The following is a 22909-nucleotide window of genomic DNA, read 5'->3' on the forward strand; positions in this document are numbered from 1 at the left end:
GGTTTTCGTCCGCCATGGCAGGCAGGGCTGTGGTGGCCATGAGGGTGGCTCCCAGTGCCGATGCTCCGAGCCAGTGGAAGTTCGATGGGATAAGGCGGGGTGTTTTTCGAATGCTCATAGAGGTCTCCTGTGATCGGACCCGGTTTGTCACCGGGCTTGAACAAAGGAATGGCATGGCAAACTGAGGCGTTCATTTCCCCTGAATTAAGATTTGTTCATGGTTTCGGAGAGCGTACAAGGCACCTGTATTGCAGGTGCTTCCGTCCGCGAATGCGCCAATATTGCTCGGATAACGAATCAGCTAACCATTTCCGACAATCACATTGTGTCAAAATTGTGTCATTGTTCACGATCGGCAGGATAATGCCAAGCATTTTGTGGATTGAAGGTGCTGAGAATATTCAAGCCAAGCAAACGGGATGAAGAAGTAACGTTCTATTAGAGGTTGAAGGGCATTGCTGCGAAGTTCAAGGCTTTTGTACCGATATCATTAACGACACTTATAAAACACATTTTTTTATTCAGGAAATTGTATCCATTTTTGTGCAGAGTATTGTGAGAGTTCAATCAATGGTGGAAAAGATTAGGGAGAATGGGGAGTTCCCAATGCCTCAGGAGCTTCAAAATATGTTGTTCGCGGCAAGATTTTCGTTGTTTGAAGCGCTCTGATGCGTAAGCATGATTTTGCCTAGATGAGGGGAACTGTCGACGCAAAGCGCGTTTGGGAGTTTGGAGTTCTGATACTGGGAGCGCACGTCGCCAATGTTAACGAGGGGGTCTTGTGTCGGTTGGCGGTGACGGAAGCAGAATCTGCGGCGTTGTCAGAAATGGGAAAACGAGTGGAAATCATTCTTTAGGCAAGTGACCCGGTCGACATGGCCGGGTCACTTTTTTGTTCCAGTGTTCTTGGCCATCCAGTCTGACCAGTCGCCGGGGGTGTCCAGATCAAAGCGGGCTCGGATGCCCGGCAAAGGAACAAGATGAACTCGGTCAGAATGCCTACGAACCACAGGTGAAGCTCCGTCGTCACCGGTGAGGGAACTCAGCTCCGGCCAGAGTGAGCGGTGGAAAATCACCGGATGACCGGGTTCACCTGTCTGTGTTGCACCGCGCCAGATCAGGTTGCCGGGATAGTCATCAACCGCGCGCATAACCTGCTCCAGATTTTTACGGGTCAGATCCGGCAGATCAGCGAGGAGCACCATTGCTGCGGGCGCGCCTGAAGGTAAGGCGGCCAAGGCGCGGCGCAGACTTGCATTCATTCCTTCATGTGCATCGGGAACACTAACCGCCCGCGCCGGTAATCCCCGCAAAGTTGCATGGCGCGGATGCGGTTCGGGGGGGAGCGCGACGATGACCGGACCAGCAGTCATCGCAATCTGTGCGCTGCGGCGCAACAGCGGGCAACCGTCGATCTCGCGCATTAGCTTATCTTCGCCGCCCATGCGGCTGGATTGACCGGCGGCCAGAAGGATGATGGGTATATTGTTCACCCCACCAATTCTACCTGGTATTTGGGGATTGTCACCCACGCATCCGCGCGCCTTCCGCGTCAAACAGTGGGGTCATGATCACGCACGCCTTGCGCATTTCTCCCAGGATTTCGATCTTTACTTCCAACCTCTCGGTTATGCGGTCAACGGGCAAGAAACCCTGCGCAATGGATTTTTGGGAGTAATGCGAATATCCACCCGAAGTACAGAAACCGACAACCTCGCCATCCAGCCAGATTGGTTCATAAGCATTGACGTCTGCGTCGTCGGCATCAACCTCAAACGCCACCAGTTTTCGCGCAATACCCGCGTTGCGTTCCGCCTCGGCGGCTGCGCGACCGATGAAATCGGCATTCTTTCTGAACGAGATGAACCTGTCCAGCCCGGTTTCTGCGGCGGTGTAATCAGGGGAAAATTCGGCCATCCATGAGCCAAAGAACTTGTCCAAGCGCAGACTCATCATCGCGCGCATTCCAAAAGGTGTCATGCCGAGCGGCTCGCCCGCCTGCCACAGCGACCACCAGAGCTGTCGCTGGGCCATCGGATCGCAATAGATCTCGTACCCCAAATCGCCGGTATAGCTGACGCGCTGAACGATGCAGTCGGTCATGCCGACGGTCATTCGACGTACTTCCATGAAACGCATGTCGTTAATGTCGATCCGGGTGCAAGCGGTCAAAACCTCACGCGCCTTGGGGCCCGCAATCTGGAATCCATTCCGTTTGTCGCTGATATTCTCGATAGTTACTCCACTCTGTGCATGTTGTAAGAACCAGCGCATGTGGAAGGCCTGACTGCCATAGGAGGCAGTGAGTTGGAACTCGTTGTCGCTTAGGCAGGAAACCGTGAAATCGCCGATCAACTTGCCCTTGGGGGACAACATGGGGGTCAGACTCAGGCGTCCGGGTTGCGGAATGCGGCCCGCCATAATCCGGTCCAGCCATGTCCGCGCGCCTGCACCCTTGATCAGGTATTTGCCAAAATTGTGGACCTCGTTGATGCCTACGCCCTCGCGCACGCCTCGCACCTCGCGTCCCGTGGCCTCGAACGCGTCCGAGCGTCGAAAGGACGGAGTTTCATATCCCGGCTCGTCGCCTTGAGCGAAGTAATTCACCACCTCAAGCCCGTATTGCTGCCCCCAGACCGCGCCCATGTCGCTGAAGATGTCATACATCGGAGTGGTGCGATTGGGTCGCGCGGCGGGCAGTTCCTCGTTCGGATAGGCGACCGAGAAGCGTTTCTGGTAGTTCTCGATCACTTTGGGCCGCGTATAGCCCGGGCTGATCCAGTCACCGAAGCGGGCAACATCCATGGCCATAACGTCGCGCTCGGGCTCGCCCTCTATCATCCACTGCGCCAGTGTAAGGCCGACACCGCCGCCCTGGCTGAATCCGGCCATGACGCCGCAAGCCGACCAGTAGTTGCGCACACCAGGAACCGGACCGACCAAAGGGTTGCCGTCGGGCGCAAAGGTGAATGGGCCGTGGATCACCGATTTCACGCCGGCCTCGGCGAGTACCGGGAAACGGCGGTAGGCAAATTCGATCGCGTCGGTGATCTTGTCGAAATCGTCAGGCAGCAGTTCATGCCCGAACTCCCAAGGGGTGCCATCTACTGCCCAGGGCTTGCAGGGCTGTTCGTAAAATCCGATGCACAACCCGCGCCCCTCTTGCCGAAGATAGCTTTCGCCGGCGGGGTCCATAACATGCGGATGCTCGCCGCCCGCGTCGATGATCGCCTCGATCTGGGGGATGGTGTCGGTGACCAGATACTGATGCTCCATCGGGTGCAGCGGGAAATAGATGCCCGCCATCGCACCCACCTCGCGCGCCCAGAGGCCGCCCGCATTGACCAAATGCTCGGCATGGATGGTGCCCTTGTCGGTGACCACGTCCCAGGTGCCGTCCGAACGCTGGTTGGTCTCGCGCACCATGCAATGGGTCTCGATGGTGGCACCGCCCATGCGCGCGGCCTTGGCATAGGCATGGGTGGTGCCGGATGGGTCGAGATGACCGTCGAGCGGATCGTAGAGCGCGCCGATGATGCCGTCGGTATTGGCGATGGGGGCAATCTTCCTGATCTCTTCCGGTCCGATGATTTCGGTTTCAAGCCCCATGAACCGGTGTTTGGCGCGCTCTGCCAGCAACATGTCGAACCGGTCGCGATTGTCCGCCAGCGTGATGCCGCCCACATGGTGCAACCCACAGGACATGCCTGTGATCTCTTCCAGTTCCTTGTACAACCGAATCGTATAGCCCTGCAGCGCCGCCATGTTGGTGTCACCGTTCAACGTATGAAACCCGCCGGCTGCGTGCCAGGTGGACCCGGACGTCAGTTCGGAGCGTTCAAGCAGCATCACATCCGACCAGCCCAGCTTGGTAAGATGATACAGAACGGAACATCCGATGACACCGCCGCCAATCACGGCCACCTGACATGTGGTTTTCATTTGGAACTCCCTAATTGTGGCCCGACTGTGCAAAGGCTGTTATGGGTCTTCTGTTCAAAATACGACCAGAATTGTCGCCGTCATCAATCGGTGCTGCGCAAGGGGGAGATTTGGACAATCCAGACCGCTATCAAAGGAGCAGCCACGGTTATGACAGCCACCGTGATCATCAGCATCCCAAGCTCTGAATAGTCTGCCGGGGTGGTCACAAGACCACCGTCGTCCTTGACCTCGCGGGTGATGGTGAAAATCTGGTTGAGGTATTTTGTGCCGAGACTGGAGGCGGAAAGCGCCAGATTGGTGAAGGAGGCCATCACCGCAAAGAAGGTGGCCTTGAGTGCGGGTGGGGCATTGCGGGCGATCCATGCCAGCATGGGGATCATCGAGATCTGACCGAGTGGGGATTCGACGGCGGTGTTGACCATGGCGATGAAGCGGGCATCCACGACGCCGCCAGTCATGGCTGATGTCCAGTGGTGGACACCGAAGTACAACCCGATGCCCGGCAGCGACAGAATACCTGCGGCGATGCTGAGCAGAATCACGATATCAGCGATGGTCTTCGAAGCCATTAAAGGGCGGAGAACCACCATACCGACCAATGTCAGAACGGAAGTGATCAGATAGAGGACCGACAGGAACTGCTGGTCGAAACCCAGGACATCGATTTCAAACCAAGTCGAACCCGCTCCGTTCAGGGGAACCGCGCGAAAGACGAACACGATAACGGCAGTTCCGACCAGAGCCCGCGCTTTGGCTAACTCCAGATTGCGGATGAGTTGCCGCATCAGGGTCAGCACGATGCCCATGGAACCGGCAAAGACGATTTCCTGCGAATAGGGGACATCCGTCAAACCGACCGTGAGGGTCATGACGATGAAAACCGCACCTCCGGTGAAGTACCAGTGGTTAAGTTTGACGGGTTCGCCATCGGGATCAAAATGCGCGATGGCCCGATGAAGTTCCATGCCACCCGAGATCAGCTTGCGGATCGCTCGACGTTTTTGGGTTGCGGCAAGAAGCACACCGGAGATCGAAATGCACGGGATCAGCTGCGCAAGAAGATATACCTCGCCATAGACCGTAGCCTTTTCCGCTTCGGGCAAAGTTTCAATCCCGGCAAACAGCCAGATATTCAGCAAGGCCACAGTGCTTGCACCACCGATCAGGGCGAACCGGCCCAGCGTCTGCATCGTGGTATGCAGGGCGCGTTCGGTGTCTTCGTTCAATCGGTTCCCGTCGGCATCGGTGCGCGGCACGGCTTCGACCGACATGGCGTCGGCCACCGCGTCCTGAACCACATAACCGCAGGGGGCAAGGATGACCGACAGCACATACCAGGCGGTGACCGACATGATTTCGGGCATCCAGGCAAGCCGCGTGGCCAATCCGAACATGATCAGGAAACTGGCCGCAATCAGGGTCGCGCCGACATAGACGAGGAAGGTCTTCCAACGCCAGATCAGATCGACCAGATGACCCAGTGGCATCTTCAACGCCCACGGCAGACCGGCCCAGAAGGCTAGACCCGCAATGAATGCTGCTGAGACATCGAGATATTCCTTGATGAAGAAGGTGCCTACGATCGCTGTCAGCCCCTGCGCCCCGGCTGCGAAATAGATCATCAGCGGGGGTAGGAAGGACCAGCGAAACTGGCGGCCCAAGTCAAGAACAACCGCGTCGAACCACACTGCAAGACGCGCAACGGCAGTCATAGTCGCCGGATCTTTAGGCCGGTAATGCGATTGCCTTCTCGTGCGGTCACCTCGAAGCGGAACCCGTGGAAGGCGAAGACCTGTCCCACCGTCGGGATCATCTGGGCCTCGTGGATGACAAGGCCCGCGATGGTGTTGGCTTCCTCATCGGGCAACGCCCAGTCCATGGCGCGGTTGAGGTCGCGGATGGTCATCGAAGCTTCGACAAGGAACTGGCCATCGTCGGTGCGGGTGACCGCCAGATCCTCATCCAGATCGAATTCATCAGTGATTTCGCCCACGATCTCTTCGAGGATGTCTTCTAGAGTAATCAGACCGCGCAGTGAGCCGTATTCGTCCACCACCAGTGCGAAATGGCTGTGTATGCGCAGAAATTCCCGCATTTGGTCGTCAAGCGTAGTAGTTTCGGGAACGAAATAGGGGGCATTGGCGACCTTGGTAATGTCAAAGGACTTGAGCCGTTCGGCGTCGCCCTCGGTCCCACCGACTTGGGCGTACATGGCGCGGAACAGATCCTTGGCGTGCACGACGCCGATGATGTTTTCTAGGTCGCCACGATAGACCGGAAGCCGCGTATGCGGGCTTTGCAAGCATTGCTCCAAAATCGCTTCGGGTCCGGCATCGGCGTCGATCATCTGGATGTTCGAACGGTGCAACATGATCTCTTCGACAGTGCGATCGCCGAGATCAAGCGCACCAAGAATGCGGTCGCGGTCTTCCTTTTCGACGACCCCCTCGGAATGGCCCAATTGCAACGCACCGGCAATTTCCTCGCGCACCGCCAGGATGTGGCTGTCGGGGTCGATCTGAACGCCGAACAGGCGCAGCACGCCGCGCACCAACAGGCGGACGGCGGCCACTACCGGGGCAAAAAGCGTCACGATCACACTAATTGCGGGTGCCACCCATGCGGCAGCTTTTTCGGCATTGGTGATAGCGTAGGTCTTGGGCAGCACTTCGGCAAAGACCAGAACCAGCACCGTCATAACCAGAGTCGCCAGCGCCACGCCGCTTTCGCCAAATGCCCTTGTGAACAGGGCCGTCGCCAACGAGGCAGACAGGATGTTGACTAGGTTGTTGCCCAGTAAGACTGATCCGATGAGGCGTTCGTTGTCTTCGGTGATGTCCAGAGCTTTTTGCGCACCACGAGAGCCCTTGTCGGCCTGCGCCCGCAATTTACCGCGCGACGAGGCCGTCAATGCAGTTTCCGACCCCGAGAAAAAGCCTGAAAGCACGAGTAAAAACAGGATGGCGCAAGTGGTTATCCAGAATGCGCCGTCAAAAGCGGAAGTGGTCGCGTCCATCGGTCCTTCGTTTCCTTGGTGTTGCAACCGTTATGGGGCCGGTGCCGTTCCCGATCAAGGGTTTAGCCTTTGTTCCTGGCCAAAGGATGATGCTCCAGCACTAGTTCCATGAGTCGTTCATCCAGAACATGGGTATATATTTCTGTTGTGGCCACGTCGGCATGACCGAGCAATGTCTGAATCGACCGCAAGTCGGCGCCGTTAGCCAGAAGATGCGTGGCGAATGCGTGGCGCAAGGTATGCGGCGTCACCTTGTTCGGCGGCACCCCTCCGGCAACCGCGAATTCCTTGATCAGCAGATAGAATCGATGCCGTGTCAGGTGACCGGACTTGCCGCGCGATGGAAACAGATACTTTGAGGGTTTGCAGCCGTTCGAAGTTTTTTCGCCTTCGACAGTGTCACGCTCAGTCAGCCAACTTGCCATTGCATCGCGGGCAGGCGGGGAAAGTGGCACCATCCGTTCCTTTCCACCTTTGCCGAGGATCAGTAACATGCGCGGGTCGCCCCGTGCCGAGGACACCGGCAGTGACACCAGTTCGCTCACCCGCATACCGGTGGCATAGAGCAGTTCCATCAGGCAGGTATTGCGCAGACGGTCTGTGATCGAGCGTCCGCTGCAGCGCGCAGCACCAAGCAGACGGTCCACCTCGGTCACTTCAAGGGTCTTGGGAAGACGCTTCTGGCGGCCCGGTCCTCGGATCTGGATGGCTGGATTTGTTTCGCGCCATCCTTCCTCGAAGGCAAAACGATAAAGCTGCTTGATTGCCGACAGGCGGCGTGCGCGCGTCGACCGGGCCATTCCTTGTGCGTCACAATCAATCAGATAGGCCTCGACCTGGTTGCGGTCGGCCTCGTCAAAGCTGGAGTTTTGTTGATCAAGCCATCCGGCGAAATCCATGAGGTCACGGCCATAGGCAAGCAGCGTATTGGTGGCAGCACCCAGTTCCGCAGCCTGGGCTTCGAGGAAGGTTGAAATCCAAAGCTCTGACGTGCTTGGCCCCGCCATGGTTAGGCTCCGTTCACGATCATCAACTGCAGGGCGGCTCGGCGAGCGGTATCTTCCAGCCCAACGTGACGAAACGCTGCCAATGCGCCAGTCAGGTCCACCACGTTGCCACGCGCTCCGTGTGCAAATAGGGACATAGAGACAAGTATTGCCTCACCCAGTCTTCCTTCGATCAAAAGTTGTTCGATCTCAGGTGGGATCTGTGTTGTCTGTTTGAACCCTGAGGAGATGGCCGTCGCCCGGACCGAAGGTGCGGTGGCCTGATATGGTCGCCCTTTTGCCAGCATGGCAAGAAAGGTGTTTTCGCTACTTTCGTCTGGCTGTGACTGAGCAGCGGTTTCATAATTTTCTGAGAGCAGAAGGATACGCCAACGCAACGTGTCTACCTTGGGATCGGGCAGGTGCATGACGGACAATTGTTCGGCGAACAGATCGGCAAAGGCAACTTGCAGACCGACTCCTGACATTGCCACCCAAACGACCGGAAGCGTTTTAGTAATCGCCGTCGCGTTTCCGGTCGACAGCGCCGTCTCGAACCGCTGGATGGCAGAAACACGATCCCAAACGCCGCCCGATGCGGCCGGAGCACGTTCAGTGTAGAGTCCCAGCAACTGGTTGGGAGTCAGCGAACCGATCCGTGTCAGTCGCTCGGCAGCCTCTATTTGAGCTTTCCACCCCGCCACGTCACGCAGATCCGCCGTTGCATAGGCGCGGGGGAGCGAAGCCGTGGGCAGGCGTTCGCCGATCGACTCAAAAAGACGGAAGGTCAGAGGATTGGGATGCTGTGGCTGAGGTAGTGGCGGTGCGCCCTCGAATAGTTCGGGGCTGAGAAACCGGTCGAGCAGGGCCATTTCATCGGGTGGCAGAAGGTCGAGCGCATGAGCGGCTTCGAGCGTTAGCGCGGCTGAAGACCAGTCACCTCGGCGAACCTTGCAGAAAATCTGAGCGGTATAGTCTTGTGACAGGTAGGGTTGCGCGGTCAGGGCCGAACAACTCCGATCTTCGTCGCCCGTCAGAAGAGTAGCGTCGAACCACCGCGCAAAGCGTCCGACCGTATCCGTCGGGCCGGCCAGTTGTGCCAAGGCCTGGGCCGGGTCGGTCGCGCCAAGCTGCATCAGGCGGTCGAGGCGCGCCAACAACAGCGTTTCGCCAGCGCCGGACCCTGCAGGCGCACGGGATTCGGTCAGCAGCAAGGTAAACAGCAACCGCTGCATCGCGGCATTATCGCGCACTGGCACGCTTGTTAGCATTTCAGCGATATACTCGGGTTCGCTGCCTTGCCACAAATCCGGAGGGAGCCCGGTCACCTTGGATGACACCAGTCCGATCGGACGCGAGATTGCCTGTAGCGAAGTGACCTCAACTTGGGGGTGTATGCCGGTTTGTGTTACTGGTGGTTCCAGCAACACAGTTCCGGGCAGGTTCTGGGGTGGGTCGTTCAGCCAGTCGATGGCCGACAAAGGTTGCTGTGCTGACGCTGTACCACCCAGGAGCAACGCAACAAGCGCGGTCCTAGTCAACATTCAGGATCACCGGTTCGTGAATCTCGCTTTGTTTGGCCGAGAAATCCACGCCAAAAAAAGGCCCCAGATAAGCATAGCCAACAAGGCCTATGAAGACGATACACAGGACGTAGACTACGAATTTGATTAGACGCTTCATTGCCTGACACTGCCCCAATTTACTCTTTTGCCCAAGTTATAACTTCCATTTTCTGCAAGATCACGTCATTCACGGTGAAATGAGCGAAATTAAGCATAATCCGGACCGAACGGGTAAGACTCTGGCCTTTGACCTGCACAAAACAGTGGTTATGGTGGGGATGATGGGGGCTGGTAAGACCGCTGTAGGGCGGGCCTTGGCTGTGCGACTGGGTGTTCCCTTTCTTGACAGCGACGCCGAAATCGAATCGGCGGCCAACATGACCATCCCGGAAATATTCGAACGCGACGGGGAGCCGTTCTTTCGGCAGAAAGAAAGCCAGGTCATCAGCCGTCTGCTGGATGAGGAAAGTGGCATACTGTCGACCGGAGGTGGCGCATTTCTGCGTGAGGACAACCGTCGGATGATCTCGGACCGGGGAGTGTCGGTTTGGTTGCGTGCGGACCTGAACGTGTTGTGGAACAGGGTGCGGCACAAAGATACCCGACCTTTGCTGCGCACTTCTGATCCACGTGCGACGTTGCGCGCGTTGTATGATGCGCGGGTGCCGATTTATGCCAAGGCTGACCTGGTCGCGGATTCGGATGGTGAGACCTCGATCGAACAGATGGTGGATCGGGTGGTGTCAGCCTTGTTGACGCGCCCGGATGTTCTGGAACGGAAATAATGCATCAAACCGTACATGTCGTGTTGGGCGAACGTTCTTATGACGTGGAGATTGGCCCGGACCTTCTGGCACACGCGGGTGCGCGGATCGCACCTTTGCTAACGCGACCGAAGGTTGCGGTTCTGACAGATGAAACGGTTGCAGCGCTACATCTCGAGGCGTTGGGTTCAGGTTTGGCTGCCTCTGGGATCCAGATGACATCACTGGCGTTGCCGGCCGGTGAGGCCACCAAAAGCTGGCCGCATTTCGAACGAGCGGTCGAATGGTTGCTGGCAGAAAAGATCGAACGCAGCGATGTGGTGGTGGCATTTGGTGGTGGTGTTATCGGCGATCTGGCAGGGTTCGCCGCTGCCGTTTTGCGGCGCGGTGTGCGTTTCGTGCAAATCCCGACCACGCTGCTGGCGCAGGTGGACAGTTCGGTGGGCGGAAAGACGGGGATCAATGCGCCTCAGGGCAAGAACCTGATCGGTTCCTTCCACCAACCTTCGCTAGTGCTGGCTGATACCGCGGTTCTGGGAACTTTGACGACACGAGACTTTCTGGCGGGCTATGGCGAGGTCGTGAAATACGGTCTGTTGGGCGACGCGGTTTTTTTTGACTGGCTTGAGATCAATGGTCCAGTCCTGTCCGGTGGCGATATGGCTTCATGTGTGCAGGCAGTGACCCGTTCGGTACAGATGAAGGCCGACATTGTTGCGCGTGACGAGACCGAACAGGGGGACCGCGCTTTGCTCAATCTCGGGCATACGTTCTGTCATGCGCTGGAGGCGGCAACTGGCTATTCTGATCGTCTATTGCATGGCGAAGGTGTTGCCATCGGCTGTGCGTTGGCTTTCGAGCTTTCGGCGCGGCTGGGCCTGTGTTCACAGGAAGATCCGAGCCGCGTGCGGGCGCATCTCAAGGCGATGGGGATGAAGACTGACCTGGCCGACATTCCCGGCGACCTGCCCGGGGCCGAAGCTCTGGTCGATTTGATGGCGCAGGACAAGAAGGTGATCGATGGGCAGCTTCACTTTGTCCTTTCTCGCGGGATTGGAAGCGCTTTCGTGACCTCGGATGTGCCTCGTGACGCGGTTTCGAGATTACTTGAGGATGCGCTGGCGAACTGTTGATATTTCAGTGTTTCCGCCCCGTTAAGACCATCAATTCCCCGATGTTCTCACGGGTGATGTAACCAACCATGTGACCATTTTCGGCGCGTACTGCGATGGCGGGTGCACCTTGGTGCAAAGCGTCCAGGACTTCTTCCAGTCCGGCAGTGAGATGGACCGACGGGATCTCTTCATCCATGATCGAGGTCGCAGGATCTGAACGTGGGTGATCCCCGGCAAGAGCAGCAAACAGACGTCCGCGCGTTACGAAACCCATCAGATCGCCAGAAGCGCCGAGAACCGGGAATTCGTGCTGTGTCGTGTGGATGACGGCCTGTGCTGCGGTACCCAACGTATCGGTGGGTGAAAGAGATTCGAAACTTGTGATCATCGCGTCGCGGGCCAGCATTCGCCGCGCCACGGCCCGCAACGCTACGTCCTGACTTTCTGCATTGGCGGCGATGAACACGAAAAGTGCAATTAGAACCAGGATCGGATTGCCCGAACTCAGCCCCGCAAAGCCAAGCATGAAGGCCACCATCTGACCGGCCAACGCCGCGACGCGGGTAGCCTTGACCCGATCCATCGCCATGCACAGAAGCGCGCGAAACACCCTCCCGCCGTCCATCGGGAAGGCTGGGATCATGTTGAACAGCGCCAGAAACAAGTTCACAAAAGCCAGCCGGCTGAGAAAGTCGATCTGCGCGTTGTCGATCTGCGCCAGGGTTTCGACGTCCATACCCGCGCCAAGTAAAACGAGGACCATCCAGATTACGACATTTACAGCCGGTCCTGCGAGTGCGACAAGAACCTCCTGCATCGGCTTTTCGGGCATTCGTTCCAGCCGCGCCAGCCCGCCGATGGGCAGAAGCGTGATGTCCGGTGTCTTGATACCGTATCGCCGAGCCGTCAGGGCATGGCCGAATTCATGCGCTACTACGCAGGCGAAGAGTGCCAGCACAAACGCGATGTTTTCGACGGCGGCGGGCATGCCGCCATTCGAATAGGCCGAAAACCCGACCCATGCGAGAAGAAGGAAAAAGGTAATGTGGACCCTCAGTTCCGAGCCGAACAGGCGACCGAGAGAGAAGGACCACGTCATATTGAACCTCTGTTGTTAGAACGGGATCTCGTCGTCGTCGATCCCGCCCGAGGCCGGGGCAGGACTTCCGGACGGACCGTCATAGGGATCACCTTGAGAGCCGCTTCCGTAGCCGCCACTATATCCGCCACCAGCCTGACCACCGCCATAGCCACCGCCTTCGCCGCGGTTATCGAGCATGACTAGGGTGGCGTTGAAGCCTTGCAGAACCACCTCTGTTGAATAGCGATCCTGACCGGATTGATCCTGCCATTTACGCGTCTGCAACTGACCTTCGAGATAAACCTTTGAACCCTTGCGCAAGTACTGTTCGGCAACACGGACCAAACCCTCGTTAAAGATTGCGACCGAATGCCATTCGGTCCGCTCACGGCGTTCGCCGGTATTACGATCTTTCCAGGTTTCGGATGTCGCGATGCGCAGGTTGCAAACCTTGCCGCCGTTTTGGAAGGTGCGAACCTCGGGATCGCGGCCCAGATTTCCGACCAGAATGACTTTATTGACCGAGCCTGCCATGTATTTCCCCGTTCATTTTACGATACTCTGCGAATCTGAACGATCCGTCCACGTGACCCTATACGTCCTGTGACATGGTTAAAACACCGTTGATATGGCACAGGTGATGACAGAGTGATCTGACGCCGCTTTTAATTCAACGCGAATCTCCTATACTGCGGCCCGAGGTTTAACGACCAGGCTAGGTAGAATGCGCAGGCTTTTCAGCGGCATCGCGATTGGTTCATTGTTGTTTGCATCGGCTCCGGTGCACAGCGATGTGTTGTCGACCAAAAATCGCCGTGACATATTTCGCAATCAGGCCAAGGTATTAGATAGCCGAGCGGCAGTTCAATACAAGGACTCCACTCGGCTAAAACCAAAAAGCGAGCATAGTGGCTTCGACAAGCGCTACACCGGGAAATACCGGGGCCTGTATCTGGAAATGGCGAGGTCGGCTGCACGCCTGCACAATGTTCCAGAGGAGTTGTTTCTTCGTCTCGTCCAGCAGGAAAGCGGGTGGAACCCGCATGCTAAGTCGCACAAGGGAGCGTTGGGGCTGGCGCAGCTTATGCCGCAGACGGCGCAGCTTTTGGGTGTGAACCCGAATGACCCGAAACAGAATTTGGAAGGCGGTGCACGGTATCTGTCCTGGCAGTTCCGCAAGTTCAAATCCTGGCGCTTGGCACTGGCGGCCTATAATGCCGGGCCGGAAGCGGTCGAGAAACACGGCGGGGTACCGCCATATCAAGAAACTCGCAACTACGTTAAGGCGATTTGGGGCAGCTGACGATTGCATGCTGCAGAGCGGCGTGTCTGCCCCTTGATTGGATTGAACCGTGGCGGTTACAATTTTTCCTGTCTGTGAAAGGGAATTGGTGCCGCCTAATGTCTGTTGATCGCCCTGAAATCCCGTCTGCAACATTGGCCAACTGGCAGAAATTGGTCGATCTTGTTGCCCGGCTTGCAGATGTTCCGGCCAGTCTGATCATGAAAACTGATGCACCCGATCATACCGTGTTGGTGACATCTGATTATCCAGATAATCCTTATCCGGTTGGCATGGGGTTCCGGCTGCATCCCAAGCTTTACTGTCAAGGAGTGTTCGCCCGTGATGGGGAACTGGTCGTCGAAGACGCCGCCTGCGATCCCGACTGGCGCGACAACGAAGATCTGGAACACGGAATGACATTTTACATCGGATTGCCGCTGAAATGGCCCGATGGGGGAATCTTTGGCACCATTTGTGTGCTGGACCGCCAGCGCAACCGCAGGGCGCTTTTGTTTCGTGAAGGGCTGAATCAGTTTGCACGCATGGTCGAGTCGGATTTGGCCTTGCTTCAAGAGGTTTACCTGCGCCGGGAATTGGAGGGCAAGCTGAACGAAACGCTTGTGCATCTGGAAAACCGAGTGCAGAAACGAACGCGTGAGTTGCAGGAAACCAATACTGCACTGCGGGTTCTGCTGAGCAGCGTTGAAGACGAGCGAAAAAAGCGGGATACCGAGATTCTGGAACAGGTCAAAAGCATGGTTTTGCCTTATCTCGACAAACTGCGAAGCCAAACCGGCGTGTCCGAGGCATATGAAATCTATCTCGATCTGGCTGAGCGCAATCTTCGCGAAATCACCTCCGCCATGTCCGACAAGTTGTCGGATGCGTTTTCGGTCATGACTCCAACGGAGATCGAGATCGCCCAGATGGTGATGTCGGGTAAAACGACAAAAGACATCGCCAAGGCTCTGTCGCGCGAGACGTCCACAGTTGATTTTCACCGCAACAACATTCGCCGCAAGCTTGGTCTTGAGGGGCGTGGGCGAAACCTGCGGAGCCACCTGCTCGCGATTTCGTGAACAGAAAATAGGGGGATTTCCCCCGCAATACCCCCCGATTTTTCCGGTCTGAGCATCGGGGTCCCACCTTGTTAACCTGTTTGAGACGACCGCAATTGGTCGTCGAATTCAACAGGGAGACAAGAATATGGATCGCAAGGATCTTAAGCCGACGTTGCTAAGGGGCGATAAGGGTAATCTTGCACCGGGCCTGTCGCGCCGCTCGTTCTTCATGGCAGCTGGTGCAGTCGGAGTCAGTGCCGGTGCGGCTGTGGTAGGGGCAAAACCTGCGCAAGCGCAATCGCAGGCGTGGTTGCAGCCGGGCAACAATAATCGCGTAATCGGGATGCAGGGAGCGACCGGACAAGCCAGTACCGGTGCGGTCGGTATCGACTATTTCGGCCATTGCGCCATCAAGATTACTTCGCCCAGCGGCGCAACGGTGCTGTTTGATCCATGGCGCGATGACCCGTCGGGCGCATGGGGGCTTTGGTTCCGCAATGAGTTTCCGCAGATCCCAGTGGACATCACGATGTCGACCCACGCTCATTTCGACCACGACGCCATTGAACGGCCGAATTCGACGATGGTTCTGGACCGGATGGTCGGCAACTTCGAGTTCGCAGATATCAAGATCACAGGATTTGCCGATAAGCACGCCTGCGTCGCTCCTGGCTGGTATAGCTGGACAGATGCGCTTGCCGAATTCGGTGTCGACGCCTGCCCGCCGAACAATCCGGGTCATATGGATATGGTGGTCTATCTGGTCGAAGCCGGCGGAATTCGCACTCTGATCTGGGGCGACAATCGGCACAACCCACCGCAGGAATTCTGGGATGCCGTGGGGCAGGTGGATGTCCTGACCCTTCCGGTCGATGGCTCGCAGCACATACTGAGCTATGGGCAGGGCAATGACATCGTCGCAAAGCTGAAACCCAAGATTATAATCCCGACCCATTACCTGAACGAAGTTACGTCTTATACTCTGACGACGCTGCAATCGGCGGATGAGTGGGTGAAAGGACAACAGAGCTACAAGATGCTCGACAGTGCCAGCCTCTCGCTCGAAGCTGGCGAAATCGCGGGCATGAACCAAGAGTTCATGTATTTCGGCAGCAACGTGGCGACCGGATAAATCAACCACCAGACCCAGCCGGATTTGCTCTCCAATCCGAGCAGGACGACGTTCTCACTCCTTCCTACTCTTGGGCAACGGAAAAGGGCCAGGCTTTGCCTGGCCCTTTGACGTGGCGTCCGTTTTCGGGCGCTATTATTCGGCAGCGATCTTGATGACCGGTTCCATGCGGGCGAGAACATCTTCGGACAGATGGCATTTGATCTGATGTCCAGCTTCCAGCATCTTGACCGGAGGTACGTCTTTTTCACACAAGCCGCCCGGCACTTCCGATTTCCAACGACAGCGGGTTTGGAATGGGCATCCCGGCGGCGGGTTCATGGCCGAGGGAATGTCGCCTTCAAGCACGATGTGCTTTTTCTCGATCGAAGTGTCGGCAATCGGGACCGCTGAAAGCAGCGCTTCGGTATAGGGGTGATAGGGCGGGCTGAAGACCTGATCTGTTGATCCAAGTTCGACCACATGGCCCAGATACATCACCATCACGCGATCACTTAGGTAGCGGACGATTGACAGGTCGTGGCTGATAAACAACAGCGTCGTTTTGTGCTCGCGCTGAATCTCCATCAAAAGATCCGTCACTGCGGCCTGGACCGACACATCCAGTGCCGAGACTGGCTCGTCCGCAACCACGATGCGCGCGTCACCGGCGAAGGCGCGGGCAATACCCACGCGCTGTTTTTGCCCCCCCGAAAGCTGTCGTGGCATCCGGTCGGCAAAGGCGCGGGGCAGTTTTACCAAGTCGAGAAGTTCTAGCATCCGCTTCTTGCGCTCGGCCTCAGAATTTCCAACGCCAAAGATTTCGAGCGCGCGGATTATCTGCCGACCCACCGTCATCGACGGGTTCAGGGTGTCAAACGGGTTCTGGAAAACCATCTGAACTTCACCCACCGTTTTGGCATCGCGTTCTTCGATCGGAACCTGTTCGATATTGCGATTATCCAGAAGGATCTGGCCGTCTGTGGCAGTCTCCAGACCCATCAGGACCTTGGCAAAGGTGGACTTTCCGCAGCCCGATTCGCCAACTATGGCCAGCGTTTCAGATTCGTGGGCCTCGAAACTCAGGGTTTCGTTGGCCTTGACGACCTTGGTTTCGCCGCCGCCGAACAGTGCGTTGGCCGCCACCTCGTAATACTTTTTAAGGTTGTCCATCTTCAGCACCGTCTTGCCGATCGCGGCCTTTTCTTTCTGTTCGCCGACAGTGATCGGGGCATTCCAGTCGATTTCCTGAAACTTCAAACAGCGCGTATGGTGCCTGTCATTGCCAGGAACCACTGACATCACGATATCCTGCGCGTCGCAGCGGCCCTCCTCGAAATAGTCGCAGCGCGGGCCGAAATTGCATCCGGGCGGGCGTTCGTGGGGCAGGGGGAAGTTGCCAGGTATTGCCACCAGCGGGCGCGAATTCTTGTCGGCGCCGGGCAACGGGATCGATCGGAACAGAGCCTGCGTATAGGGATGCTGCATCTCGTCAAAGACATCCTTGATCGAGCCGCGCTCGACTGCCTCGCCAGAATACATCACGCAAAGCCGGTCGCAGGTTTCCAGAACCAGGCCGAGGTTGTGGCTGATAAACAGCATCGAAGTGCCGTATTTCTTGCCCAGATCCTTGACGAGTTCGACCACGGCGGCTTCTACGGTCACGTCAAGTGCGGTCGTCGGCTCGTCGAGGATAAGCAGTGCCGGTTTCGACATTAGTGCCATCGCAATCACGATCCGCTGTTGCTGGCCACCCGACAGCTGGTGCGGAAAGCTGTTCAGCATCCGCTCGGGGTCTGGCAGGCGCACGTCTGTCACCACCTCCAGCGCGCGGGCATAGGCTTCTTCGGTGCTGACGCCTTCATGGATCATCGGAACTTCCATCAGCTGCTTGCCGATTTTCATCGCCGGGTTCAGCGAGGCCATCGGCTCCTGATAGATCATTGCGATCTCGTTGCCGCGGATGTCGCGCAGCTCTTCGGCGCTCATCTGACTTAAATCGCGTCCCTTGAACTTGATCGTACCGCCAACGATACGGCCATTCTTGCCCAGGTCCTGCATGACGCCAAGGGCGACAGTAGATTTGCCGCAACCGGATTCACCCACCAGCCCCACAGCCTCACCTGGCTGAACGCTGACCGAAAAATCCATCACGGCCGGAATTTCGCGCAAGCGGGTGAAGAAAGAAATCGACAGCTTGTCAATCTCCAGGATCGGGCCGTCATATTCCGCCATTTTGTTCATTTTGTCGTTCTCCCAGATAAAGCTGGATAGATCCTTCTTCATCTTTTCGAAAATACTCCGGGGGTCCGGGGGCAGCGCCCCCGGCCTCGATCACATCAGTCCTTCAGACTTTCTTCACGCAGGCCATCCGCCAGCAGGTTCAAACCAAGAACCAGCGACAACAGAGCCAGTGCCGGCGGCAAAGCCGGGTGGAGGTAGATTGACAGGAGCTTGCGACCCTCGTTGATCGTCGAGCCCCAGTCAGGGCTTTCAGGTGGCAGGCCCAATCCGAAGAAGCCCAAGGTTCCCAGAAGGATGGTCGTGTATCCGATACGAAGGCAGAAATCCACGATCAACGGGCCACGTGCATTGGGGAGAATTTCCCACAGCATGATGTACCAAGGTCCTTCGCCACGAGTCTGGGCGGCAGCTACATAGTCGCGGGTCTTAATGTCCATCGCCAGACCACGTACGATGCGGAACACCGTGGGCGAGTTGACGAAGACGACAGAGACGAACACGACAAGAATTCCGCCTGGAACGTCAAACAGATCGACAAACGTGGGCAGCCCCCAGATCGCATAGTCCTTGGTGTTGATCAGATATCCACCCGTCGAGACAAGGGACAAATACAACCAGATCGCTACGCCGAGGACACCAATCAGTAGAGGTGTTCGGAAGTTGGGGCGCGTATAATATCGCGAATTCAGCAACACCCCAATAAAGATTATGGGGAAGACGAACAGAACGATGGCCATATAGTTCGGAACGCCCGTCGCGACGATTTCTGGCGTCACCAGCAAGTAAAACAGCAGGATCACAGGAAAGGCGAGGATCAGGTTGGCAAGAAACGACAGGAATGTATCCAGTCGACCACCGTAATATCCAGCGGGAAGGCCCAGCGTGATGCCGACCATAAATGCAAACAACGTCGCCAGCGGTGCAATCTGCACAACGACCCAGGCACCCTTTACCATACGGCTGAAAACGTCACGGGCCAGGTTGTCGCCTCCCAGCAGGTACCAGGCGTATTCACCTTCTTCAGCACCTGAAAGAGGTGTTCCTGGCACCTTGTTCTTCATGCCTGAGACCTGCACCAACGGGTCATGGGTCAGTATCAGGTCCAAAGCACCGAAGATCCCGGTAAAAACCCAGAACATCACCAGACCAAACCCGATCATTCCAATGGGACTGTCGTAAAGTTTACCGTAAAGGCCCAAGCGGCGTTTGAATGCCATAGACATCGCGAACAGGATTATTAAGGCAATCCAAACAGGCATGAACTGTTGCGAGATGGCTCCGATAATACCGGCACCGGTGCCCATCACCACACCCAGAACAAGATAGGCTAGGGCCAATCCGATACTCGCCATAAAGGAATATCTGACAGCCGTTTCCGCAAGCCCGCGAAGACCGCCGGTGGCCTGCAACGTACCGTCTGAGTTGGCGACTACCGGGACCTCGGTCGTAAAGATTCCGGCAAAGATCCAGAGCACGATGGCAAGAGCGAGGAGCACAAGCGCGATTTGGATAAGCGGGTTGAGAAAGGCGATAGAGCCGGTCCAGCTAAGAGGTTCCATGATCTATCTCCCTTACGAAATACGGATGCGCGGATTGAGGTAGACATAGCCGATGTCCGAGATCAGCTGGGTCACCAGCACCACAAAAACCGACACAACCGAAATGGCCAGAAGCAGCTGAATGTCATTGTTGCCCGCCGCCTGAACCAGCGCCCAACCGAAGCCTTTGTAGTTGAACAGGGTTTCCACGATCACCACGCCGTTCAGCAGCCACGGGAACTGCAGCATGATGACAGTAAATGGAGCAATTAATGCGTTGCGCAGAGCGTGCTTCAGAACGATGTTCGAGAACGAGACGCCCTTAAGGCGCGCGGTTCGGATGTATTGCGCCGTCATCACCTCTGTCATCGATGCACGGGTCATCCGAGCAATATATCCCATGCCGTACAGCGAAATTGTCAGCACCGGTAGAAAGAAGTTCTCGAAGGTCGGGTCGTCCATTGCCTGCGTCGCGGTTCCCTTGAACCACTTGAGACCCACGGTGGAAGAGGTGAAAATCGCGATAAAAATCACGCCCGATACATATTCCGGCGTTGCCGTGGTAATGATTGAAAATGTGGAAAGAGATCGGTCGAGAGCCGAGCCTTCGCGCATGCCCGCCAGCACACCGACCAGCAATGCGGAAGGTATCATCAGGATAAGGACCCACATCATCAGGTATCCCGTATTACCCAATCGCTTTCCAACGATCGTCGAAACGTCGTCCTTGAAAACGGTTGAATACCCCCAATCCCCTTGCAGAATACCGCAGAACCGTGGTGTTTCTTCGGGTGTCTGTCCCGGCCGCACGCAGGTTCCGACAAACTGGCCGTCGGCCAGCGTGTTTGTAAATCCAGGTGCTACGCCAAGCCACTGACCGTATTTGATCAAAACCGGCTGGGTATACCCGCGGTTCGTGAGCCAGTTTTCAACCTGTTCGTCCGACATACGCTGGTTGCCCTGCGTCTTGGCGAGCTTCTCGAGGTTTGGATAGAGATTGGTCAAGAAGAAGACCACAAATGTCAGGCATAATGCCGTGAGCAGCATTACCCCGAACCGTCTGAGGAAAAAGAGTCCCATGATGGCCCCTGTTGTTCAGGTGTTCCGCAGATCATTGGACCATTGTCTGGCCTCTCACATTCCGGTTTCATCCGGCTTGTCTGCGGCTGGATGAGACGCGCACCAAACGCGCGCGGCTCAATGTGCAGATTCGGCAATCGTTCAGGCTGCCCAACCCCACTTGTAGTGGTGGTGTTCAAAGGCGACATGCATGTCGGTTCCGACAAGGCCGTCCTTCATATGGCGGTAGAGTGCCCGCCAGTAAGGTTGAATGGTGACGCCTTCTTCCTGGATGATGGCTGCGGCTCGCGCCGCGACTTCGCGGCGCTTGTCCGCATCGGCAATTGCCAACGCCTCTGCCAGGACCGCATCGAAGTCAGCGTTGGCCCAACCGAATTCGTTCCATGCCTCACCAGACTTATACGCAAGCGCCCAGATCTGGACGCCCAGAGGGCGGTGGTTCCAGTTGGTCGAGCTGTATGCGTACTTGGTCCAGTCGTTCCAGAAGGTATTACCCGGCAAAACAGTCCGCTTGACGTTGATACCCGCGTCGCGCAATTGAGCTGCGACCGCATCTGTGGTGTTCCGGCGCCAGTCGTCGTCGATCGAGATCAGCTCGTGCTCGAAATCGGCCATGCCGGCTTCTTCCATCAGCGCGCGTGCACCTTCAGGATCATGTTTTTGCGGCGGAAGCTCGGGATATTCAGGATGGATCGGGCCCACATGGTGGTTTTCCGCTGTCGTACCACGGCCACCATACCCGAGTTCCAGGCAGACTGAATTATCGACAGCCATTTGCAGGGCCTGACGAACGCGCTTGTCCGCATAGGGTTTCTTACCGTCGACCTCAGCCAACTGGTTCGGGCGGATCACGATCGAACTCATGGTGATCACTTCGGATTTCACATATCCCAGACCATCCATCACGTCGATGAATTCGCCGACCGATTCATACAGCATGTCGACTTCGTCGGATTCCAGCGCGGCCAGCCAAGCCGATGGATCGGTGCCGTAGTCGATGTATTCGATCCGGTCGAGCGCCGGGCGCCCAAAGACTTCTTCACCCCACCAGGTGTGGTTTTCGTTGCGGACCAGTACCCCTTTGACGCCGACTTCAAGTTCGCTCATCAGGTAGGGGCCGGTGCCGACGTTGTTCAGCAGGTCGGTTTCACTGAAAGACGGGTGGACGATTGCCGCAGGATAATCCGACATGCCAGCGATCAACGAAATGTCGGATGCAGGCAGGTTCAGTTTTACGGTGTGGGCGTCCACCACTTCGATGCCGCCTTCGATCGCCTTGCCGGTGTCGTTGTCGACCAGCGTCGCAAAGCGGCCCGCCATCGAATTGGTTTCCGAACTCTTGTCACACCAGCGGTCTACATTGAATGCGACGTGTTCTGCGGTAAAGTCCTCGCCGTTGTTCCACTTGACGCCCGGGCGCACCTTGAGGGTGTAAACGGTGGCGTCTTCGTTGATTTCCCAGCCTTCCAGCAGCATGCCGCGGAATGTCCCGTCCGAGTTATACTCGACCAGATATTCCAATGTGCCGCGGCTATAGTTGCCGATCTGTGACCAGTCATAGGTGCGCGGGTCTTTCAGTGCGCGGACTTCGGTCTGAACGCGGATAGTGCCGCCTTCTTTTTTGGCATCCTCACCTGCAGCCAAAGCCGGGGCGGGCAGGCCGATCATACCATAGGCGGCGGCGGCGGTAACACCAAGGCCGGTGGCGCGTGTCAGAAACTCGCGGCGGCTAAGCTTGCCATCGCGATATTCCTGAGCATGCATCTTGGCGGCCCAGTGTACCGGTGCTCCAGTCATTGTTTCTTTTGTCATGAATGTCTCCCTGTGACGTTTATTCCATGGCGGAGGGTTTCGGGATATCAGCGCGACCGACGAGTTTCAGCCGCCAAAATCGTTTCCGTCATGTGGAACCTTCGCATCCCCATGGCCGTATTCGGCAACAGAAATGCCGCGAGGTCAATGATAGGAATCGTCATCAATGGGACAAAAACGACATTGTAAAAAGAAATGTCGTTTTTTGGCGGGGGGTTACCACATGGGCTTGAGCACTGGGTTCGCTTTGGTTTTCTGGGCTGGTTTCGACCCGTCTTAGTGATACGCACAGATCCCGGGATGCAA

The 22909-nt window shown here is 56.8% G+C and carries 18 protein-coding genes; 5 read left to right on the plus strand and 13 right to left on the minus strand.

Translation table 11 applies throughout. From position 1 onward, the window contains the following. Positions 1-884 precede the first annotated feature (884 nt). From AC2FNB_RS11845 to AC2FNB_RS11875, 7 genes are all read right to left on the minus strand, one after another. Positions 885-1493: a nucleotidyltransferase family protein gene (locus AC2FNB_RS11845; RefSeq protein WP_496746522.1), complete on the minus strand. Its 609-nt coding sequence runs from the start codon at positions 1491-1493 to the stop codon at positions 885-887. A 31-nt stretch (positions 1494-1524) separates the two neighbouring features. Beyond that, complete coding sequence (locus AC2FNB_RS11850; protein ID WP_496746524.1) at positions 1525-3942, minus strand: GcvT family protein; 2418 nt, start codon at positions 3940-3942, stop codon at positions 1525-1527. An 83-nt stretch (positions 3943-4025) separates the two neighbouring features. After that, positions 4026-5657 carry an MFS transporter gene (locus AC2FNB_RS11855; RefSeq protein ID WP_496746526.1) on the minus strand — a complete coding sequence of 544 codons (1632 nt, stop codon included), beginning with the start codon at positions 5655-5657 and terminating at the stop codon, positions 4026-4028. Continuing rightward, positions 5654-6961, minus strand: coding sequence for an HlyC/CorC family transporter (locus AC2FNB_RS11860; RefSeq protein ID WP_480750545.1), 1308 nt, complete (start codon positions 6959-6961; stop codon positions 5654-5656). The genes AC2FNB_RS11855 and AC2FNB_RS11860 overlap by 4 nt, the downstream gene beginning before the upstream one ends. A gap of 62 nt (positions 6962-7023) precedes the next feature. Next, a complete protein-coding gene (locus AC2FNB_RS11865; RefSeq protein ID WP_496746528.1) occupies positions 7024-7968 on the minus strand; it encodes a site-specific tyrosine recombinase XerD in 945 nt (314 codons plus the stop codon). A gap of 2 nt (positions 7969-7970) precedes the next feature. After that, complete coding sequence (locus AC2FNB_RS11870) at positions 7971-9491, minus strand: hypothetical protein (RefSeq protein WP_496746530.1); 1521 nt, start codon at positions 9489-9491, stop codon at positions 7971-7973. After that, positions 9481-9630: a hypothetical protein gene (locus AC2FNB_RS11875; RefSeq protein ID WP_480750548.1), complete on the minus strand. Its 150-nt coding sequence runs from the start codon at positions 9628-9630 to the stop codon at positions 9481-9483. Before AC2FNB_RS11875 ends, AC2FNB_RS11870 begins: the two co-directional genes overlap by 11 nt. 79 nt (positions 9631-9709) lie before the next feature. Between AC2FNB_RS11875 and AC2FNB_RS11880 the strand changes: the two genes are divergently transcribed. Together AC2FNB_RS11880 and aroB are read left to right on the plus strand one after the other, a co-directional pair. Further along, the gene (locus AC2FNB_RS11880; RefSeq protein ID WP_480750549.1) at positions 9710-10297 is read left to right on the plus strand and encodes a shikimate kinase; all 588 of its coding nucleotides are present in this window, start codon (positions 9710-9712) and stop codon (positions 10295-10297) included. Next, the gene (gene aroB, locus AC2FNB_RS11885; RefSeq protein WP_496746533.1) at positions 10297-11409 is read left to right on the plus strand and encodes a 3-dehydroquinate synthase; all 1113 of its coding nucleotides are present in this window, start codon (positions 10297-10299) and stop codon (positions 11407-11409) included. Before AC2FNB_RS11880 ends, aroB begins: the two co-directional genes overlap by 1 nt. 4 nt (positions 11410-11413) lie before the next feature. Here the strand turns inward: aroB and AC2FNB_RS11890 are convergent, their stop codons facing one another. Together AC2FNB_RS11890 and ssb are read right to left on the minus strand one after the other, a co-directional pair. Next, the gene (locus AC2FNB_RS11890) at positions 11414-12490 is read right to left on the minus strand and encodes a site-2 protease family protein (RefSeq protein ID WP_496746535.1); all 1077 of its coding nucleotides are present in this window, start codon (positions 12488-12490) and stop codon (positions 11414-11416) included. 15 nt (positions 12491-12505) lie between these two features. Continuing rightward, on the minus strand, positions 12506-13006 hold the full coding sequence (gene ssb / locus AC2FNB_RS11895) for a single-stranded DNA-binding protein (RefSeq protein ID WP_496746537.1): 501 nt from the start codon (positions 13004-13006) through the stop codon (positions 12506-12508). A gap of 190 nt (positions 13007-13196) precedes the next feature. On the opposite strand from ssb, the gene AC2FNB_RS11900 reads away from it, so the two are divergent. The 3 genes from AC2FNB_RS11900 to AC2FNB_RS11910 all read left to right on the plus strand — a co-directional run bounded on the left by AC2FNB_RS11900 (position 13197) and on the right by AC2FNB_RS11910 (position 15950). Next, on the plus strand, positions 13197-13775 hold the full coding sequence (locus AC2FNB_RS11900; RefSeq protein WP_496746539.1) for a lytic transglycosylase domain-containing protein: 579 nt from the start codon (positions 13197-13199) through the stop codon (positions 13773-13775). 98 nt (positions 13776-13873) lie between these two features. Beyond that, on the plus strand, positions 13874-14836 hold the full coding sequence (locus tag AC2FNB_RS11905; protein ID WP_496746541.1) for a LuxR C-terminal-related transcriptional regulator: 963 nt from the start codon (positions 13874-13876) through the stop codon (positions 14834-14836). Positions 14837-14963: 127 nt separating this feature from the next. Further along, complete coding sequence (locus AC2FNB_RS11910; RefSeq protein ID WP_496746543.1) at positions 14964-15950, plus strand: MBL fold metallo-hydrolase; 987 nt, start codon at positions 14964-14966, stop codon at positions 15948-15950. A 135-nt stretch (positions 15951-16085) separates the two neighbouring features. Here AC2FNB_RS11910 and AC2FNB_RS11915 read toward each other — a convergent pair whose 3' ends face one another. From AC2FNB_RS11915 to AC2FNB_RS11930, 4 genes are all read right to left on the minus strand, one after another. Continuing rightward, positions 16086-18173: a dipeptide ABC transporter ATP-binding protein gene (locus AC2FNB_RS11915; RefSeq protein ID WP_496746545.1), complete on the minus strand. Its 2088-nt coding sequence runs from the start codon at positions 18171-18173 to the stop codon at positions 16086-16088. A gap of 95 nt (positions 18174-18268) precedes the next feature. Further along, on the minus strand, positions 18269-19732 hold the full coding sequence (locus AC2FNB_RS11920) for an ABC transporter permease (RefSeq protein WP_496746547.1): 1464 nt from the start codon (positions 19730-19732) through the stop codon (positions 18269-18271). Positions 19733-19744: 12 nt separating this feature from the next. Continuing rightward, the gene (locus tag AC2FNB_RS11925) at positions 19745-20791 is read right to left on the minus strand and encodes an ABC transporter permease (RefSeq protein WP_480750558.1); all 1047 of its coding nucleotides are present in this window, start codon (positions 20789-20791) and stop codon (positions 19745-19747) included. Positions 20792-20932: 141 nt separating this feature from the next. Then, the gene (locus AC2FNB_RS11930; RefSeq protein WP_480750559.1) at positions 20933-22603 is read right to left on the minus strand and encodes an ABC transporter substrate-binding protein; all 1671 of its coding nucleotides are present in this window, start codon (positions 22601-22603) and stop codon (positions 20933-20935) included. Positions 22604-22909 lie beyond the last annotated feature (306 nt).

It is taken from the genome of Ruegeria sp. BHSB058 (assembly GCF_059613285.1).

Excerpts from the sequence above, each read along its gene's own strand:
- AC2FNB_RS11930 (WP_480750559.1), bottom strand. The coding sequence starts at position 22,603 with ATGACAAAAGAAACAATGACTGGAGCACCGGTACACTGGGCCGCCAAG.
- AC2FNB_RS11870 (WP_496746530.1), bottom strand. The coding sequence starts at position 9,491 with ATGTTGACTAGGACCGCGCTTGTTGCGTTGCTCCTGGGTGGTACAGCG.
- AC2FNB_RS11860 (WP_480750545.1), bottom strand. The coding sequence starts at position 6,961 with ATGGACGCGACCACTTCCGCTTTTGACGGCGCATTCTGGATAACCACT.
- AC2FNB_RS11855 (WP_496746526.1), bottom strand. The coding sequence starts at position 5,657 with ATGACTGCCGTTGCGCGTCTTGCAGTGTGGTTCGACGCGGTTGTTCTT.
- AC2FNB_RS11920 (WP_496746547.1), bottom strand. The coding sequence starts at position 19,732 with ATGGAACCTCTTAGCTGGACCGGCTCTATCGCCTTTCTCAACCCGCTT.
- AC2FNB_RS11880 (WP_480750549.1), top strand. The coding sequence starts at position 9,710 with ATGAGCGAAATTAAGCATAATCCGGACCGAACGGGTAAGACTCTGGCC.
- AC2FNB_RS11915 (WP_496746545.1), bottom strand. The coding sequence starts at position 18,173 with ATGAACAAAATGGCGGAATATGACGGCCCGATCCTGGAGATTGACAAG.
- AC2FNB_RS11910 (WP_496746543.1), top strand. The coding sequence starts at position 14,964 with ATGGATCGCAAGGATCTTAAGCCGACGTTGCTAAGGGGCGATAAGGGT.
- AC2FNB_RS11900 (WP_496746539.1), top strand. The coding sequence starts at position 13,197 with ATGCGCAGGCTTTTCAGCGGCATCGCGATTGGTTCATTGTTGTTTGCA.
- AC2FNB_RS11875 (WP_480750548.1), bottom strand. The coding sequence starts at position 9,630 with ATGAAGCGTCTAATCAAATTCGTAGTCTACGTCCTGTGTATCGTCTTC.
- AC2FNB_RS11905 (WP_496746541.1), top strand. The coding sequence starts at position 13,874 with ATGTCTGTTGATCGCCCTGAAATCCCGTCTGCAACATTGGCCAACTGG.
- AC2FNB_RS11865 (WP_496746528.1), bottom strand. The coding sequence starts at position 7,968 with ATGGCGGGGCCAAGCACGTCAGAGCTTTGGATTTCAACCTTCCTCGAA.
- aroB (WP_496746533.1), top strand. The coding sequence starts at position 10,297 with ATGCATCAAACCGTACATGTCGTGTTGGGCGAACGTTCTTATGACGTG.
- AC2FNB_RS11925 (WP_480750558.1), bottom strand. The coding sequence starts at position 20,791 with ATGGGACTCTTTTTCCTCAGACGGTTCGGGGTAATGCTGCTCACGGCA.
- ssb (WP_496746537.1), bottom strand. The coding sequence starts at position 13,006 with ATGGCAGGCTCGGTCAATAAAGTCATTCTGGTCGGAAATCTGGGCCGC.
- AC2FNB_RS11850 (WP_496746524.1), bottom strand. The coding sequence starts at position 3,942 with ATGAAAACCACATGTCAGGTGGCCGTGATTGGCGGCGGTGTCATCGGA.
- AC2FNB_RS11890 (WP_496746535.1), bottom strand. The coding sequence starts at position 12,490 with ATGACGTGGTCCTTCTCTCTCGGTCGCCTGTTCGGCTCGGAACTGAGG.